The sequence below is a fragment of the Kitasatospora sp. NPDC004615 genome, from assembly GCF_042873545.1.
Lineage (GTDB): Bacteria > Actinomycetota > Actinomycetes > Streptomycetales > Streptomycetaceae > Kitasatospora.
This window is the reverse complement of the sequence record NZ_JBIALQ010000001.1, coordinates 1143518-1159100: the sequence shown is the minus strand read 5'-3', so window position 1 is coordinate 1159100 and position 15583 is coordinate 1143518. Positions and strand designations below refer to the sequence as shown.

The 15583-nt window shown below is 72.9% G+C and carries 14 protein-coding genes; 10 read left to right on the top strand and 4 right to left on the bottom strand.

The features are described from left to right. Positions 1–30: 30 nt before the first annotated feature. The 4 genes from ACFYS8_RS05255 (at position 31) to ACFYS8_RS05240 (ending at position 3995) form a co-directional block, all read left to right on the top strand. Positions 31–1290, top strand: a complete 1260-nt coding sequence (locus ACFYS8_RS05255) for a PucR family transcriptional regulator (protein ID WP_387635975.1) — start codon at positions 31–33, stop codon at positions 1288–1290. A 184-nt stretch (positions 1291–1474) separates the two neighbouring features. Beyond that, the gene (locus ACFYS8_RS05250; protein ID WP_387635972.1) at positions 1475–2296 is read left to right on the top strand and encodes an alpha/beta fold hydrolase; all 822 of its coding nucleotides are present in this window, start codon (positions 1475–1477) and stop codon (positions 2294–2296) included. A gap of 81 nt (positions 2297–2377) precedes the next feature. Beyond that, complete coding sequence (locus tag ACFYS8_RS05245) at positions 2378–3217, top strand: helix-turn-helix domain-containing protein (protein ID WP_387635969.1); 840 nt, start codon at positions 2378–2380, stop codon at positions 3215–3217. Between the two features lie 61 nt (positions 3218–3278). Further along, positions 3279–3995, top strand: a complete 717-nt coding sequence (locus ACFYS8_RS05240) for an alpha/beta fold hydrolase (protein ID WP_387635966.1) — start codon at positions 3279–3281, stop codon at positions 3993–3995. Positions 3996–4074: 79 nt separating this feature from the next. Here ACFYS8_RS05240 and ACFYS8_RS05235 read toward each other — a convergent pair whose 3' ends face one another. After that, complete coding sequence (locus ACFYS8_RS05235; protein WP_387635963.1) at positions 4075–4911, bottom strand: alpha/beta fold hydrolase; 837 nt, start codon at positions 4909–4911, stop codon at positions 4075–4077. Between the two features lie 254 nt (positions 4912–5165). Between ACFYS8_RS05235 and ACFYS8_RS05230 the strand changes: the two genes are divergently transcribed. Then, the gene (locus ACFYS8_RS05230) at positions 5166–5714 is read left to right on the top strand and encodes a Dps family protein (protein ID WP_387635960.1); all 549 of its coding nucleotides are present in this window, start codon (positions 5166–5168) and stop codon (positions 5712–5714) included. A gap of 125 nt (positions 5715–5839) precedes the next feature. Here the strand turns inward: ACFYS8_RS05230 and ACFYS8_RS05225 are convergent, their stop codons facing one another. The 3 genes from ACFYS8_RS05225 to ACFYS8_RS05215 all read right to left on the bottom strand — a co-directional run bounded on the left by ACFYS8_RS05225 (position 5840) and on the right by ACFYS8_RS05215 (position 7805). Continuing rightward, entirely contained in the window at positions 5840–6547 is a 708-nt protein-coding gene (locus ACFYS8_RS05225; protein WP_387635958.1) for a GPR1/FUN34/YaaH family transporter, read from the bottom strand. A 107-nt stretch (positions 6548–6654) separates the two neighbouring features. After that, the gene (locus ACFYS8_RS05220; RefSeq protein ID WP_387635955.1) at positions 6655–7137 is read right to left on the bottom strand and encodes a DoxX family protein; all 483 of its coding nucleotides are present in this window, start codon (positions 7135–7137) and stop codon (positions 6655–6657) included. Between the two features lie 5 nt (positions 7138–7142). Continuing rightward, entirely contained in the window at positions 7143–7805 is a 663-nt protein-coding gene (locus ACFYS8_RS05215) for a hydrolase (RefSeq protein ID WP_387635953.1), read from the bottom strand. 301 nt (positions 7806–8106) lie between these two features. Here ACFYS8_RS05215 and ACFYS8_RS05210 point away from each other — a divergent pair, with 301 nt between their 5' ends. The 5 genes from ACFYS8_RS05210 to ACFYS8_RS05190 all read left to right on the top strand — a co-directional run bounded on the left by ACFYS8_RS05210 (position 8107) and on the right by ACFYS8_RS05190 (position 15495). Further along, positions 8107–9198 carry an LLM class flavin-dependent oxidoreductase gene (locus tag ACFYS8_RS05210; RefSeq protein ID WP_387635950.1) on the top strand — a complete coding sequence of 364 codons (1092 nt, stop codon included), beginning with the start codon at positions 8107–8109 and terminating at the stop codon, positions 9196–9198. Continuing rightward, a complete protein-coding gene (locus ACFYS8_RS05205; RefSeq protein ID WP_387635947.1) occupies positions 9195–9803 on the top strand; it encodes an FMN reductase in 609 nt (202 codons plus the stop codon). Before ACFYS8_RS05210 ends, ACFYS8_RS05205 begins: the two co-directional genes overlap by 4 nt. A 55-nt stretch (positions 9804–9858) precedes the next feature. Then, entirely contained in the window at positions 9859–11757 is a 1899-nt protein-coding gene (locus tag ACFYS8_RS05200) for an amidohydrolase (RefSeq protein ID WP_387635944.1), read from the top strand. A gap of 157 nt (positions 11758–11914) precedes the next feature. Beyond that, positions 11915–12601: a YoaK family protein gene (locus ACFYS8_RS05195; protein WP_387635942.1), complete on the top strand. Its 687-nt coding sequence runs from the start codon at positions 11915–11917 to the stop codon at positions 12599–12601. 161 nt (positions 12602–12762) lie between these two features. Then, positions 12763–15495 (top strand): AAA family ATPase, encoded by a 2733-nt coding sequence (locus ACFYS8_RS05190; protein WP_387635939.1) that lies wholly within the window; start codon positions 12763–12765, stop codon positions 15493–15495. The last annotated feature ends 88 nt before the right edge of the window (positions 15496–15583 follow it).

Below are 15583 nucleotides of genomic sequence, written 5' to 3'. Positions count from 1 at the left end.
TCTTGTATGAATGCGGCGGGAGGCTTGATCATGACGATGTTGATCCAGCGCGCTCGTCCTGGCGGCGAGGCGCTCCAGGCCCTGGTCGACGGGCTGGCCGAAGAACTCGGCCGTTCCGTCGTCCTGGACGACCCGCTGGTGCGGATGATCTGCACCAGCCGGCACTTCGGCGACGAGGACGGTGTGCGGGTGCGCACGCTGCTTCAGGGCATCGCGGACGACGAGGCCATCCGCTATGTGCTGTCGCAGGGCGTCGTCCAGTGGACCCGGCCGGGCGTGCTGCCCGCCCGGGACGACCTGGGGCTGCGGCCGCGCTACTGCGTACCGATCCGCGAACGCGGTTACCTGCTGGGCATCCTGATGGTGGTGGTCACGGACGCCGCGCTGACCGGCGAACAGATCGCCGCCATCGACCGGGCCGCCCGCGCGCTGGCCGCCGAGATGTACGCCCAGCGCCTGGCCTCGGACCTCGACGAGGAGGAGAGCCGCCAGCTGGTGTCCCGGCTGGTCGGCCACGACTCCGAGCAGCGCTGCGCGGCCCACCGGCGGCTGGTCGAGGACGGCCTGCTCCCGGAGGGACCGCACACGGTGGTGACCGCTGTGGCCGTCTCCCGGCAGCGCGACGCCCCCGGCCGGGTCGAGGTGGCGCTGTGCGCCGCCCTCGACCCGTTCCGCCGGACCAGGGCGGCGCTCGGGCTGCTCGCCGTCGAAGGGGACCGGGCGGTGCTGGTGCAGGTCTTCGAGCGCGAGCCGACCGAGGACGACCTGGATTTCCAATGCCGCACCGTGGCACGCTCGTTGAAGACCTTCCTGGAACCGGGCACGGCCGTCGTGATCGGCGTCGGCGGCCGCCGCGGCGCGCTCGCCGAGGCGTGGATCTCCCACGACCAGGCCCGGGTGGCGCTCCGCGCGGCCCGCCGGCTGCCCCGGCTGGAAGGCATCGCCGACTGGGAACGGCTCGGCGAGTACACCGTGCTGCTCCAGCTGCCCGAGGACGCGCTGAACAGTTCGCTGCTGCCGAAACCGCTGCGGAAACTTCTGGACGGCGGCGCCAACGCCAAGCTGGAGGAGACGCTGCGCTGCTTCCTGGAGAACGCCGGCTCGGTGCCCCGGACCGCGGAGACCCTGGAGGTCCACCGCACCTCGCTGTACTACCGCCTGCGGCAGATCCAGGAGATCACCGGCCTGGACCTGGACAACGGTGCGCACCGCCTGGTGCTGCACACGGGCCTGCGGCTGCTGGAACTGATCGGCAGCCGGACCGACCCGGCCGCTGCTACAGACCGATGACATGCCGGCCCTACAGAGGGAGAAAGATCCGGCAGGCAATCCCTACGCCGGTCGGTGGTCAGCGCCCCGCCGCCCCGACCAGAATCGACATCACGAGCTGCCACCGGGCCCACTCCTTCGGACCTGGACGTTTCCCGCATCCACAGCCGACCCGAACGGACCGGACACCGACACCATGAACGAAATGATCACCAAGGACGGAGTGCGCCTGAGCTACCGCGACAGCGGCGGCGACGGCGTCCCGCTGGTCATGCTCCATGGCTGGGGGCAGACCCAGGAGATGTTCCGTCACCAGCTCGCCGGACTGGCCCCGGGCCGGCGGGTGGTGACGGTGGACCTCCGCGGCCACGGCCGCTCGGAGAAGCCCCACCACGGCTACCGGATCGCCCGGCTGGCGAACGACGTCCGCGAACTGGCCGACCACCTCGGCCTGGACGCGTTCGACGCGCTGGGCTGGTCGATGGGCGCCTCGGTGTGGTGGAGCTTCGCCGACCAGTACGGCACCGGGCGGATCCGCCGCCTGGTGCTGGTCGACCAGCCCGCCGCCGTCGCCGCCGTGCCCTGGACGGCGACCGCCGAACAGCGCGAGTCCGGCGCCGTCTTCGACGTGGCCGGGCTGCTGGAACTGTGCGCCGCGCTGGCCGGGCCGGACGGCGCGCAGGTCCGCGAGGGCTTCGTCCGTTCGATGTTCAGCGGCGACACCGACCCCGGTGTGCTGGCCTTCGTCCTGGACGAGATCCGCGCCACCCCCGCGTACGCGGGCGTCCCGCTGCTGTTCGACCACTGCGCCCAGGACTGGCGCGACGTGCTCGGCCGGATCGACGTACCGGCACTGGTGCTCGGCTGCGAGGGCAGCCACATCGACCCCGCCTCGCAGCGCTACATCGCCGAACGGATCCCCGGAGCGCGGCTGCACGTGTTCCCGAAGTCCGTGGCGAGCTCGCACTTCCCGTTCCTGGAGAACCCCGACGCGTTCAACGCCGTCGTGGAGAAGTTCCTCTCCTAGATCTGGCTCCTGTCCCAAGTAATTCGCACCACCGCCCACAACCGGTCGGAGACTCCCGTGATCCCCTCGGGTTCCTCACCCATGCCCGAAAACCACTGCTCGCTGCTCGACCAGGCGCTCTACGCCGGCGTCATCGACGTCCTCTCGCCGCCGCCCGGCGCCGATCCCCTGGACTGCCTGTACATCGCCATGCACGTGCAGGGCGCGGCCTCGCTGCGGCAGGGCGAACACTGCACCGTGCTCGCCCCCGGCGACCTGCTGATCGGCACCACCCCGCACCCGGTGGGCCTGCTGCGCGACGCCGAGTGCCGGATGCTGCGGTTCCGCGTGCCGTGCTTCTACCTGGGCGTCCGGCAGGCCGACGTGCGGCGCACCGGCGGACTGCTGGCGCGCGGCGACGCGGGCGTCGGCGCGCTCGCCTCGCAGTTCCTGCACACCCTGGCCGGCCAGTCCCAGGCCCACCTGGCCCGGCCCGGCAACCACCTGGCGCGCAGCGTCTCCGACATCGTCGCCATCCTGGTGACCGAGCTGCTGGAGCGCGAGAGCGCCGAACAGCCGTCCGGCGCGGGCGAGATGCTCGCGCGGCTGCGCGAGCACATCGAGGAGAACCTCGCCGACCCGGACCTGTCGCCCGAGTCGATCGCCCGCTCGCAGCACATATCGGTGCGCTACCTGCACAAGCTCTTCCAGCAGGACGGCACGACGGTCGGCCAGTGGGTGCGGCACCGGCGCCTGGACGCCTGCCGCCGCGAACTGGAGCGCCCCGCGCGCCGCCAGACCAGCGTCTCCGCCGTCGCGCACCGCTGGGGCTTCGTCAGCCACTCGCACTTCTCCCGCGCGTTCCGCGAGACCTACGGCGTCTCGCCCCGCCAGTGGCAGGCCTACGCCGCCGCCCGCGTCGACGGCGTCCACCCCGCCTGACCGACCCACCCCCCGCGCCCGCAGTCCCGCCCGGCTGTGGGCAGCCTCCCGAAAGGCCGTTATGTCCGCCACCCGGCCCACCGTCGTGCTCGTCCACGACGGCTGCTCCGACGCCGCCACCTGGGTCGGCGTCGTCGCCGAACTCCACCGCCGCGGCCTGACCGTGTTCGCGGCCGCCAACCCGCTGCGCGGACTCGCCCACGACGCCGCCTACTTGGGTTCGCTGCTCGCAGGCGTCGACGGCCCCGTGGTGCTGGTCGGCCACGCCTACGGCGGGGCGGTGATCACCGAGGCCGGGGCGGCGCCCAATGTGGCCGCGCTGGTCTACATCGCCGCGTACCTGCCCGACGTGGGGGAGAGCTACGACGGCCTGGTGGCCCGCCACGCCCCCGGGCAGGGCCGGGCCCACCTGCTGCGCTCCGCCGTCCACACGCCCGGCGCGGGGCAGGCGACCGAACTGACCGTGCCCCGGGAGTGCTACCGGTCGCTGGTCGCCGCCGACCTCGACCCGGAGCTGGCGCAGGCTCTCGCCGCGCTCCAACGCCCGGTCGCCGAGCGGGTGTTCAGCGACGCTCCGACCGTCACGGCGTGGCGCGAGCTGCCCTCGTGGGCGCTGGTGACGGGCGCCGACCAGGCGCTGCCGCCGGAGGTGCAGCGCTTCACCGCCGAACGCGCCGGCGCCCGGGTGACGGAACTCGCCGAGGCCTCGCACGCCGTGGCCGTCTCCAGGCCGAGCGCCGTCGCCGAGCTCATCCACGAAGCGGCGCGCGGCATTTGACGCCGCGCCGGAAATGGTTCGCGCCCGGCATCCGCGGAGAGCGGATGCCGGGCGCGAGGCTGTCACGTCCGGTGCGGACTTACTTGGCCAGGAAGGCCAGCAGCGCGGAGTTGACCTCGGCGGCGTGGGTCCAGAGCAGGCCGTGCGGCGCGCCCTCGATCTCCACGTAGTCGGCGGTGGGCACCGCGCGGTGGAACGGGCGGGCGGTGTTCTCGATCGGCAGGATGCGGTCGCCGGTGCCGTGCAGGATCAGCGTCGGGACGTCGATCTTCGGCAGGTCGGCGCGGAAGTCGGTGTACCAGGTGGCCGGCGCGGCCGAGGCCGCGAAGGCGCCGCCGGAGGCAGCGGCGTTCCAGCTGTTGCGGACGGCCTCCTCGCTGATCCGGGAGCCGAGGTTCTCGTCCAGGTTGTAGAAGTTCTCGAAGAAGTCGGTGTAGTAGGCGTAGCGGTCGGCCTTCACCGCGGCGATGATGCCGTCGAAGAACTCCTTCGGGGCCGCGCCCTCCGGGTTGTCCTCGGTCAGCAGCAGGCACGGCTCGAGCGAGGCCAGGAAGGCGACCTTGGCGATCCGCTCGGTGCCGTAGGTCGACACGTAGCGGGCGACCTCGCCGGTGCCCATCGAGAAGCCGACCAGGACGGCGTCGCGCACGTCCAGGGTCTCCAGGACGGTGTTCAGGTCGGCCGCGAAGGTGTCGTAGTCGAAGCCGGTGGTGGTCTGCGAGGACTGGCCGAAGCCGCGGCGGTCGTAGGTGATGACCCGGTAGCCGGCGTCGAGCAGCGCGGCCTCCTGGAGCTCCCAGGAGTGGCCGTTGAGCGGGAAGCCGTGGATCAGGACGACCGTCTGGCCGGTGCCGTGGTCCTCGTAGTAGACCTCGATCGGGGTGGTGTTCTCCTGGCCAACGGTGATGAACGGCATGGCACTTCACTTTCGTTACGGGGCGGTCGGCCCGGCTGGCGGGCTGTTGACGAGTCACACGGTAGGAGCGGTGGGAGGCGGTCGATCGTCTGGGAGAGCACACGCGGTCGTCCCAGAGCGCCTTCCTGCTGACCTGCCGTCAACTGGTGTCGCCCGTGCGCTCACCGGCTGCGGATCGTGCGCGGTCAGGACAGGACAGGGGTCCGGCTGTTCCTACGCTGGTGCCGCCCGACCCCGAGATCACCAGGAGCACCATGTCCAGCCAGCCCCGCCTGCACCAGAGCGGCCCCGCCGTCCAGGAGTTCGGCACCGTCACGCAGCTGCCGATCGCGCTGTCGCACGACGCCCGCCTGTACTCGGCGCAGCGCCTCAACCGAATCCTCGCGGACAGCCAGTTCCTGTACGGGCTGTACAAGAAGTACCACTGGGGCATGCGCGGCCCGACGGCCTACCAGCTGCACCTGCTGTTCGACAAGCACGCCCAGGAGCAGCTGGAGCTGATCGACGCGCTCGCCGAGCGGGTGCAGACCCTCGGTGGCGTCGCGGTCGGCGACCTGCGGCACGCCGCCGAGTTCACCAGCGTGCCCCGCCCGCCGGACGGCCTCGAGGATGTCCGCTCGATGCTCTCGCGGCTGCTGGACGCCCACGAGCGCGTCATCACCGACGCCCGGGACGCCGCCAACCGCACCGCCGAGCTCGGCGACGACGGCACCCAGGACCTGCTGGTGTCGCAGATCATCCGCGGCGGCGAGACCCAGGTGTGGTTCCTCGCGGAGCACCTGGTCGCCACGCCGGAGCTGTAGGCCGGTGCTGTAGGCACACACCAAAAGGGGCCGTCCTCGGACGGCCCCCTTTTTTGTGGCCTGTGCGTTCGGTCAGCAAGAGGGGCCGTCCTCGGACGGCCCCTCTTTGTTGCTCGTGCGGTCGGTCAGAGCGTGCGGCGGATGCCGGCCTGGCGCTCCAAGCCGTGCAGCTGATCGGCGAGTTCGGCGGTCATGGCGTGCTTGACGGGGCCGCTGCGGCCGATCGGCAGGACGTCGCGGCCGCGCAGTTCCTCCACCATCAGGGCGTACGCGGCGTACACCGCGACCAGCGCGAGCAGGACGCCGAGCACGCCGGCGATGTGGGTCAGCCACTCGAAGCCGGTGACGCCGCCCAGGCCGGCCACGAAGTAGCGCGGGGTGGCGACCAGCAGGACCGCCCACAGGGCCTTCTTCGGCCGGGCCACCGAGGCCATCAGGGCGGCGAACACGGTGAACGTCAGGTTCAGCACGCCCATCACGTGCCGGGCGCCGGGCGCGTCGAACGCGGTGACCAGGCCGAAGGACAGCCAGGCCCCGGCGAAGACGCCCATCAGGGTCGCCGCGATCACGTCCCGGGCGCCGAACGCCAGGATGGCGACCACCAGTTGGAGCAGGAAGGCGGAGAACACGGTGAGCGCCACGGCCTGCCGGTAGGCGCCGTCGATAAGGCCGAGCTGCAGGCTGCTGGTGACCGCCGAGGCGATCGCCACGGCGAAGAATCCGAGCGGCATCGGCGAGGCGATCGGCCGCAGGTGGATCCGGGTCATGGTGTGCAGCTCCGGCCGGGGCGCGGTGTCCGCCTGCTGGTGCTCTTCCATCGTCGCTGCCGTCATCTGTTCTGTTCCTTGCCTTGGGGATGTGGGGAGTTGATGGTGTGCGGAAGGGCTCGGGCCCCTGGAGCGAGTGCGTCCAGGGGCCCGAGCCCTTCTGCGGTGCTGCCCTACTTGCGGTGCAGGACGAACCGGGTGACCAGACCGCCACCGACACCGGCGACCAGCGCCGGCGCGAGGCACCACAGGGGCCAGTCGGCCAGGCCGAGCGCGCCGTCCACCGACCACTGGCCGGGGCCGGTGGCGGTGAGTGCGGCGGCCGCGACGATCAGCACGAGCGGGAACTCGTACCCGTCGTGCTGGACCCACAGGCCGTGCGGCCACTTGACCGTCAGGGCGACGGTCATGACGCCCATGACGCCAGCGCCCGCGAGCGGGGTGAGAAGACCGACCGCGAGCATCAGCCCGGCGCCGATCTGGGTACCGCCGGCAGCCAGGGCGGTGAGCATCCCGCCCCGGAAGCCATCACCCCGGAATTCGGCGGTACCGCCCGCCAGTCCGCTGCCGCCCAGGTGGTAGCTGACCTTCTGGACGCCGTGCCCGGCGATCAGCAGGCCGACGACCAGGCGGAGCAGGAGGAGACCGGTGTTCATGACGGTCAGCCCGCGGCGTGCGGGTTGATCATCGACTGGGCGTAGAAGACGCCGAGGCCGTAGGTGCCGCCGTGCTCCTTGACCAGGTCGGTGACGGCGACGTAGGTCTCCGAGCGGGCCCAGTCGCGCTGGAGCTCCAGCAGGACCTGCACCCAGGTGACGGGCACGGCGCCGGCGGCGGTCATCCGCTGCAGGGCGTGCTCGTGGGCCAGCGGGCTGACGCCACCGGAGGCGTCCGCCACGACGTAGACCTCGTAGCCCTGGCTCAGCGCGGAGAGCGCCGGCAGGACCAGGCAGACCTCGGTCCACAGACCCGACAGGATGATCTTCTTACGGCCGGTGGCCTTGACGGCCTCGACCAGGGCCTCGTCCTCCCACGCGTTCATCGTGGTGCGGTCGATGACTTCCTGGTCCGGGAAGACCGCCTTGAGCTGCGGCAGGATCGGGCCGGAGAAGGACTCGGCGGCGACGGTCGACAGGACCACCGGCACGTCGAAGATCTTCGCGGCCTTGGCCAGACCCACGGTCGAGTTGATGATCGAGGTGCGGTCGCCGGAACCGGTGCCGAAGAACATCTGCGGCTGGTGGTCGACGAACAGCATCATCGAGTTCTCGGGGGTGAGCAGGTCCGGGCTGGGGGCAGCCTTGACGTTGGCGAAGTCGACCATGATGGTTCCTTCTTCTTTGACAATCACGGGAATTGACGGAGCGTCAGACGCTCGGCCCGGCACTCAACCGGTTTTGCCGGGGTGCCACGTCAACCAAGCTAATCCCCGTTCGGCGCCAGGTTCTGCCCGCTGCGCGCCCGGCGCTGTTCCGACAACGCACACCGTCCGTGGCCTGCAACTTCAGTGCACTCCGGGGCAATTGGTCATGCGCTGGAAAGGCGATCGGCCGCCCGTTCGGTGCCTACGGTCGAGGCGCGGCCCGATCCGGTCGTGCACAGCTTGTGAAAGGCGGTACCACCCCGTGCAGTTCGGGATATTCAGCGTCGGCGATGTGACGGTCGATCCGACCAACGGGCGGATGCCCACCGAAGGGGAGCGGATCAAGGCGATCCTGGCGATCGCGCTCAAGGCCGAAGAGGTCGGCCTCGACGTCTTCGCCACCGGCGAGCACCACAACCCGCCGTTCGTGCCGTCCTCGCCGACCACCATGCTCGGCTGGATCGCCGCGAAGACCGAGAAGCTGATCCTCTCCACCGCGACCACGCTGATCACCACCAACGACCCGGTGAAGATCGCCGAGGACTACGCGATGCTCCAGCACGTCGCGGACGGCCGCGTCGACCTGATGCTCGGTCGCGGCAACACCGGCCCGGTCTACCCGTGGTTCGGCCAGGACATCCGCCAGGGCATCGCGCTCGCCACCGAGAACTACGCGCTGCTGCGCCGCCTCTGGCGCGAGGACGTGGTCGACTGGGAGGGCCGCTTCCGCACCCCGCTGCAGGGCTTCACCGCCACTCCGCGCCCGCTCGACGGCACCGCGCCGTTCGTCTGGCACGGCTCGATCCGCAGCCCCGAGATCGCCGAGCAGGCCGCCTACTACGGCGACGGCTTCTTCCACAACAACATCTTCTGGCCGCAGGAACACACCCGCCGGATGATCCAGCTGTACCGCACCCGCTTCGCCCACCACGGCCACGGCACCCCCGAGCAGGCCATCGTCGGCCTCGGCGGCCAGGTCTTCATGCGGAAGAACTCGCAGGACGCGGTGCGCGAGTTCCGCCCCTACTTCGACAACGCCCCCGTCTACGGCCACGGCCCGTCGCTGGAGGAGTTCACCGAGGCCACCCCGCTGACCGTCGGCAGCCCGCAGCAGGTCATCGAGCGCACCCTCTCCTTCCGCGACGCGGTCGGCGACTACCAGCGCCAGCTGTTCCTGATGGACCACGCCGGCCTGCCGCTGAAGACCGTCCTCGAGCAGCTCGACATCCTCGGCGAAGAGGTCGTCCCCGTGCTGCGCAAGGAGTTCGCGAAGAACCGCCCCGCCGGCGTGCCGGACGCCCCCACCCACGCCTCGCTGGTCGCGGCCGGACAGCAGACCGAGGCCGCCAAGTGAGCACCGTGAACCTGGCCGTGGTCTCCGGCGGACTCAGCGTCCCCTCCTCCACCCGGCTGCTCGCCGACCGCCTCGCCGAGGCCACCACCGCCGCGCTCGCCGCGAGCGGACGCGAAGTCAACGTCCAGCTGCACGAGCTGCGTCCGCTGGCCGGACCGATCTCCAACCACCTGGTCACCGGCTGGCCGGCGCCCGCGCTCGGCACCGCGCTGGAAGAGGTGAGCGGCGCCGACGCGCTGATCGCCGTCTCGCCGGTCTTCTCGGCGTCCTTCAGCGGCCTGTTCAAGTCGTTCTTCGACCTGCTCGACCCCGGCGCGCTGGCCGGAAAGCCGGTCCTGGTCGGCGCGACCGGCGGCACCGCCCGGCACTCGCTGGCCCTCGACCACGCGCTGCGCCCGCTGTTCGCCTACCAGCGCGCCCTGGTCGCCCCGACCGCCGTCTTCGCTGCCTCCGAGGACTGGGGCGGCACCGGCGACTCGCACACCGACACCCTGCCCAGCCGGATCGAACGCGCCGGGCAGGAACTCGCCGCACTGGTGACTCTCGGCGGCATGCGCCCCGCCGACGGCTCGAGCCCGACCGCCCCCGTCCTCGGCTTCCACTGACCGTCACCCGCACCACCACTCGCACCGCCCCCGCACCGCCCGGAAGGGACCCGCCATGTCCACCATGCCCGTCGCCGGAATACGCCCCGGCACCCCCGCCCCCGAACAGCCCGCCGACCTGGTCGTCCGCAACGCCAAGGTGTTCACCAACGACCCGCGCCGCCCGCAGGCCACCGCGGTCGCGATCCGCGACGGCGTGATCCGGGCGGTCGGCGAGGACGCCGACATCGTCCCGCTGGTCGGCCCCGGCACCCGGGTGGTCGACGCGCTCGGCCGCCGGGTCGTCCCCGGCCTCAACGACGCGCACCTGCACGTCATCCGCGGCGGCCTCAACTACGTGATGGAACTGCGCTGGGACGGCGTCCGCTCGCTCCGCCAGGCCCTCGCCATGCTGCGCGAGCAGGCCGAACGCACCCCCGCCGGCCAGTGGGTGCGGGTCGTCGGCGGCTGGTCCGCCGACCAGTTCGTCGAGCGCCGGCTGCCCACCCTGGCGGAGCTGAACGCCGCCGCCCCCGACACCCCCGTCTTCGTGCTGCACCTCTACCAGTCGGCGCTGCTCAACAAGGCCGCGCTGCGCGCCGCCGGCTTCACCCGCGACACCCCCGACCCGGCCGGCGGCCAGATCGTCCGCGGCCACGACGGCGAGCCCACCGGCCTGCTGATCGCCGCCCCCGGCGCGCTGCTGCTGTACTCCACCCTCGCCAAGGCCCCGATGCTCGACGAGGCCGACAAGCTCGACTCCACCAAGCACTTCCTGCGCGAGCTCAACCGCTTCGGCCTGACCTCCGCGATCGACGCCGCCGGCGGCTTCCAGGCGTTCCCCGAGAACTACGGCACCGTCATGGAACTCGCCCGGCGCGGCGAGCTCACCCTGCGCATCGCCTACCACCTGTTCCCGCAGACCGCCGGACAGGAACTCGACGACCTCAAGCGCTGGATCGACACCGTCCGCCCCGGCGAGGGTGACGAGTGGCTGCGCCTCAACGGCGCCGGCGAGAACCTCACCTGGGCCGCCGCCGACTTCGAGAACTTCACCGAACCGCGACCGCAACTCGGCGCGTACGAGAGTGAGTTCGAGAAGGCCGTCCGGATGCTGATGGAGAACGGCTGGGGCTTCCGGCTGCACGCCACCTACGACGAGACGATCCGCCGCGACCTCGCCGTCTTCGAGAAGCTCGCCGCCGAAGGCCTGTTCCCGCAGGGCAACCGCTGGCTGTTCGACCACGCCGAGACCGTCAGCGGCGAGAGCCTGGACCGGATCGCCAAGCTCGGCGGCTCGATCTCCGTGCAGAACCGGCTGTCCTTCCAGGGCGAGGCGTTCGTCAACCGCTACGGCGCCGCCAAGGCCGCCGAGGCCCCGCCGCTGCGCGCCATGCTGGACCGCGGCCTGACCGTGGCCGGCGGCACCGACGCCACCCGGGTGTCCTCCTACAACCCGTGGGTCGCGCTGCACTGGCTGGTCTCCGGCCGCGCGCTCTCCGGCCGCCGCCTCGCCGCCGAGCACAACCGCCTCGACCGCGCCCAGGCCCTGGAGCTGTTCACCCTCGGCGGCGCCCGCCTCACCGGCGAGCAGGACGTCAAGGGCCGCCTCGCCGTGGGCAGTTACGCCGACCTGGCGGTGCTGAGCGCCGACTACTTCACGGTCGAAGAGGCCGACATCGCGCACATCGAGTCCGTGCTCACCGTCGTCGGCGGCAAGATCGTGCACGCCGTCGCCGAGCACGAGGGCCTGATCGCCGACCTGCCCGCCATCAGCCCCGAGTGGAGCCCCGTCGCCCGCTTCGGCGGCTACCAGGCCAGCCCCGCGCCCGGCCTGGCCGGCGCCCAGCAGGCCGACCGGGTGCTGGAGGCCGCCGCGTCCTCCGACGAGCAGTACGCCTGGCGGGTGGCCCGCGGCCGCGCCCTCCCCGCCTCCGGGCAGCCGGTGCTGCCGCAGGACCCCTGCTTCTTCTGACGCCCACTTCCCTCCGGGGGCATCGCCGCGCATGCTGCGGCGGTGCCCCCGCACGCATCCCGCCCGCGTCCCGCCCGTATCTCGCCCGCGTCCCGCCCGCATCCCGCCCGCATCCCGTCCGCATCCCGTCCGCATCCCGTCCCCAGGAGGCGCCGCCGTGTCCACCCCCACACCGTCCGCACCGCCCGCACCACCCGCACCGCAGATCACCGACCGCCACCCGCTGGCGCTGGCCCTGTTCGGGCTCACCATGGCCAGCGGACTGATCGACGCCGTCAGCTACCTCGGCCTCGGCCACGTCTTCACCGCCAACATGACCGGCAACGTGGTCGTCATCGCGTTCGCCCTGGCCGGCGCACCCGGCTTCTCCGTCGCCGCCTCGGTGACCTCGCTCGGCGCGTTCCTGCTCGGCGCCGTCCTGGCCGGCCGGTTCACCACCGGTCGGCGCACCGGACGGCTGCGCACCGCACTGGCCCTGGAGGTCGCGCTGCACGCGGTGGCCGCCGCCGTGGCGTTCGCCTGGACCGTCGAGGGCTCCGTCGCCCGGTACGCGGTGATCACGCTCGGCGCGGTCGCGATGGGCATCCGCAACGGCACGGTCCGCGCCCTCGGCGTGCCCGACCTCACCACCACCGTGCTCACCCTCACCCTGACCGGCCTGGCCGCCGACTCGCGCCTCGCCGGCGGCACCGCCCCGCGCCAGCGCCGCCGCATCCTGTCCGTCGCCACCATGCTGGCCGGCGCGATCCCCGGCGCCGTCCTGGTCCTGCACGGCCAGCTCGCCTGGGCCCTGGTGGCCGGCGCGGCACTGGCGGGCGTCACCGCGCTGCTCTACCGGGAGTGAAACCGGTCCGTTCCACCGGGAGTGAAACCGGTCCGCTTTACCGCGAGTGAAACCGGCCAGCTTCACCGGGAGTGATCGCCGCAGGTCAGGGGCGCCGTTCCGGGCCGGGAGGGGTGGGGATAGCCTGGGGCGCGGGGCGACTGGCGATGGAATGAGGAACGGTGGACGGCGGGCGGCTTCCCGGCCTGATCGGCCGGCAGCGGGAGACCGAACTGCTGACGGCGGCACTGGTCCAGGCCGAGGACGGCGGGAGCGGCTCCACCGTGCTGCTGCGCGGCGACGCCGGGGTCGGCAAGAGCACCCTGCTGGCCTGGGTGGAGCGCAAGGCCCGCGAACGCGGCTTCACCGTGCTGCGCGCCGTCGGCGCCGAGGCCGAGACCGACTACGCGTTCGGCGCCCTGCACCAGGTGTTCTGGTCGCTGCTCCAGGACTCGGAGGCCCTCACCGGCCACCAGCGGGAATCCCTGGAGAGCGCGTTCGGCGTCCGCTCCGGCACCCCGAGCGGCTTCGCCGTCGGCGCCGCCGCCCTGACCCTGCTGGACGAGGCGGCCCGCACCGCCCCCGTGCTGCTGGTCCTCGACGACCTGCACTGGCTCGACTCCTCCAGTGCCGGCGTCTTCGCCTTCCTGCAGCGCCGCGCCGCCCGGCTGCCGGTGGTGATCGCGACCGGCAGCCGCCCCGGCGGCCGCTCCACGCGGATCTGGTCCGCCGAGGCCGTCGACCTCGGCGCGCTCCCGCCCGCCGACGCCGCCGCACTGCTGGACAGCTACCGGCCCGAACTCGCCACCACCACCCGCGAGCGGGTGCTCGCCGAGGCGGCCGGCAACCCGCTCGCCCTGGTCGAGCTGCCCGGGCAGCTGGCCGCCGCCCAGCAGCGCGGCGTCGCCCCGCTGCCCGAGCTGCTGCCGCTCGGCGGCAGACTGGAACGGATCTTCGCCGAACGGCTCGGCGAACTGCCGCCCGAGGCCACCCGCCTGCTGCTGCTCGCGGCGCTCGCCAGCGGCCCCGGACCCGGCCCTCTCGTCCGTGGCGGCTGGCTGCGGGCCGACGACGGCCACACCCTGAACGAGGCGCTGGCCCGGCTCGACGCGGACGGCATCGCCCGGCTCGACGAGAGCGGGGAGCTGGTGTTCCGGCACCCGCTGGCCCGCACCGCCGTGGTCTCCGCCGCCTCCGAGGCCGCCCGCCGCCAGGCCCATCGCGACCTCGCCGAGGCGCTCGCCCCCGACGACCCGCGCCGCCTCGCCCACGAGGCCGCCGCCGCGCTGCTGCCCGACGACGCCCTCGCGCACCGCCTGGAGACCGCCGGCCGCGACCTCGCCGCGCGCGGCGGCGACGCGGAGGGCGCGCTGCTGCTGGAACGCGCCGCCGTCCTCAGCACCGACTCCCACGACCGCGCCCGCCGGACCGGCTGGGCCGCCGTGATGGCTGCCCGCAGCGGCCAGCTGCGGCACACCGCCGCGCTGGTACGGGAGTTGACGGCCGGCCCGGCACCCGCCGAACTCGCCCCGCTGCTCGCCTACGCGGTGGTCTACGCGGACCAGTGCCACCACGTCGACTTCGAGTCCTCCGCCGCGCTGCTGCCCGCCGCCCTCGACACGCTGACCGCGCCCGGCGCCGACACCTTCGGCGAGTTGCTCGAACAGATCTGGTTCAAGCTGCTGCTGGCCGCCGCCTACACCGACGACCCGTGGGCCTGGCGGGCCCTGCAACGGCACCGCGAACACGTCTCCGAGGCGGGCCGGCTCTGCCTGAAGCTCTGGACCGACCCCGGCCCCGGCACCGCCGACGCCCTGCTCGCGCTGGCCCGCGAGCTGCCGGCCGAGCGGGAGGTCGGGGTGGCCTGGCTGCTGCTGTGGACCGCCTGCGCGCTCGACTCCGCCGACGGCGAGGTGTGGCAGCACTGCGCCGGCCTGCACGGCTACGCCACCCAGGGCTCGGTCGCCAAGGCCAAGGCCCACCAGGACTTCCTGCTCGGCCGCTGGGACCAGGCGGCGCTGTGCCGGCGCGAGGCCGAGATCGCCGACGAACTCGGCTACCACACCAACGCGTTGATGTTCCGCCAGTCCCTCGCGCACTTCCTGGCCGGACGCGGCGACGAGGCCGGCCTGCGGGAGATCGACGACGCGATCCGGCCGATCGCCACCCGGGCCCGGATGCGGTACGTGCTGGACCGGCTGACCCACCTGCGGGCCCTGGTCGCGTTCGCCCACCGCCGCCCCGACGAGGCGTACCTGCACCTGCGCGAACTCGCCCCGCCCGGGCAGCCGGTCGCCGGTCCGCCCTGGCGGCACGCGCTGCTCTTCGACCTGGTCGCCGCCGCCGTGCTCACCGGCCGCCGCGACGAGGCGCTGGCGCACCTCGCGGCGGCGCGCGCGGCCGGCACCGCGGCGATCTCCGACCGGCACGCCTTCCTGTTCGCCGCCGCCACCGCGCTGGCCGCCGACGACGAGCAGGCCGAGGACGCCTACCTGGCGGCGTTCGCCGTCCCCGGCGCCGAGCAGTGGGTGTTCGACCTGGCCCGGCTGCGGCTCGCGCACGGCGCGTGGCTGCGCCGCCGCCACCGGCCCGGCGCCCGGGAGGCGCTGCGCGCCGCGCACCTCGACTTCGGCCGGCTGCGGGCGCTGCCCTGGGCGCGCTGGTGCGAGGAGGAACTGCGGGCCGCGGGCGACCCGGTGGCGGTGCCCGCCGGCGCGCCGCCCGGGGACGCGACCGAGCTGACCTGGCAGGAGCTGCGGATCGCCCGGCTGGCCGCGACCGGCCTGACCAACAAGGCGATCGGTTGCCAGCTGCAACTGTCGCCGCGCACCGTCGGGACGCACCTGTACAAGGTCTTCCCGAAGCTCGGCATCACCTCACGGGCCGCGCTGGCCCACGCGCTCGACCAGCGCTGACTGTTCTCTCCGTGCACAGAGACCGGGCTCACAGTGCACAGGCACACTCGGTCAGTCAGATGACTTAAGCCGTCGCCCGGGTCACGGA

Bases quoted from the DNA above. Each gene is read 5' to 3' on its own strand.
- ACFYS8_RS05255 (WP_387635975.1), top strand. From the start codon at position 31: ATGACGATGTTGATCCAGCGCGCTCGTCCTGGCGGCGAGGCGCTCCAG.
- ACFYS8_RS05250 (WP_387635972.1), top strand. From the start codon at position 1,475: ATGATCACCAAGGACGGAGTGCGCCTGAGCTACCGCGACAGCGGCGGC.
- ACFYS8_RS05245 (WP_387635969.1), top strand. From the start codon at position 2,378: ATGCCCGAAAACCACTGCTCGCTGCTCGACCAGGCGCTCTACGCCGGC.
- ACFYS8_RS05240 (WP_387635966.1), top strand. From the start codon at position 3,279: ATGTCCGCCACCCGGCCCACCGTCGTGCTCGTCCACGACGGCTGCTCC.
- ACFYS8_RS05235 (WP_387635963.1), bottom strand. From the start codon at position 4,911: ATGCCGTTCATCACCGTTGGCCAGGAGAACACCACCCCGATCGAGGTC.
- ACFYS8_RS05230 (WP_387635960.1), top strand. From the start codon at position 5,166: ATGTCCAGCCAGCCCCGCCTGCACCAGAGCGGCCCCGCCGTCCAGGAG.
- ACFYS8_RS05225 (WP_387635958.1), bottom strand. From the start codon at position 6,547: ATGACGGCAGCGACGATGGAAGAGCACCAGCAGGCGGACACCGCGCCC.
- ACFYS8_RS05220 (WP_387635955.1), bottom strand. From the start codon at position 7,137: ATGAACACCGGTCTCCTCCTGCTCCGCCTGGTCGTCGGCCTGCTGATC.
- ACFYS8_RS05215 (WP_387635953.1), bottom strand. From the start codon at position 7,805: ATGGTCGACTTCGCCAACGTCAAGGCTGCCCCCAGCCCGGACCTGCTC.
- ACFYS8_RS05200 (WP_387635944.1), top strand. From the start codon at position 9,859: ATGTCCACCATGCCCGTCGCCGGAATACGCCCCGGCACCCCCGCCCCC.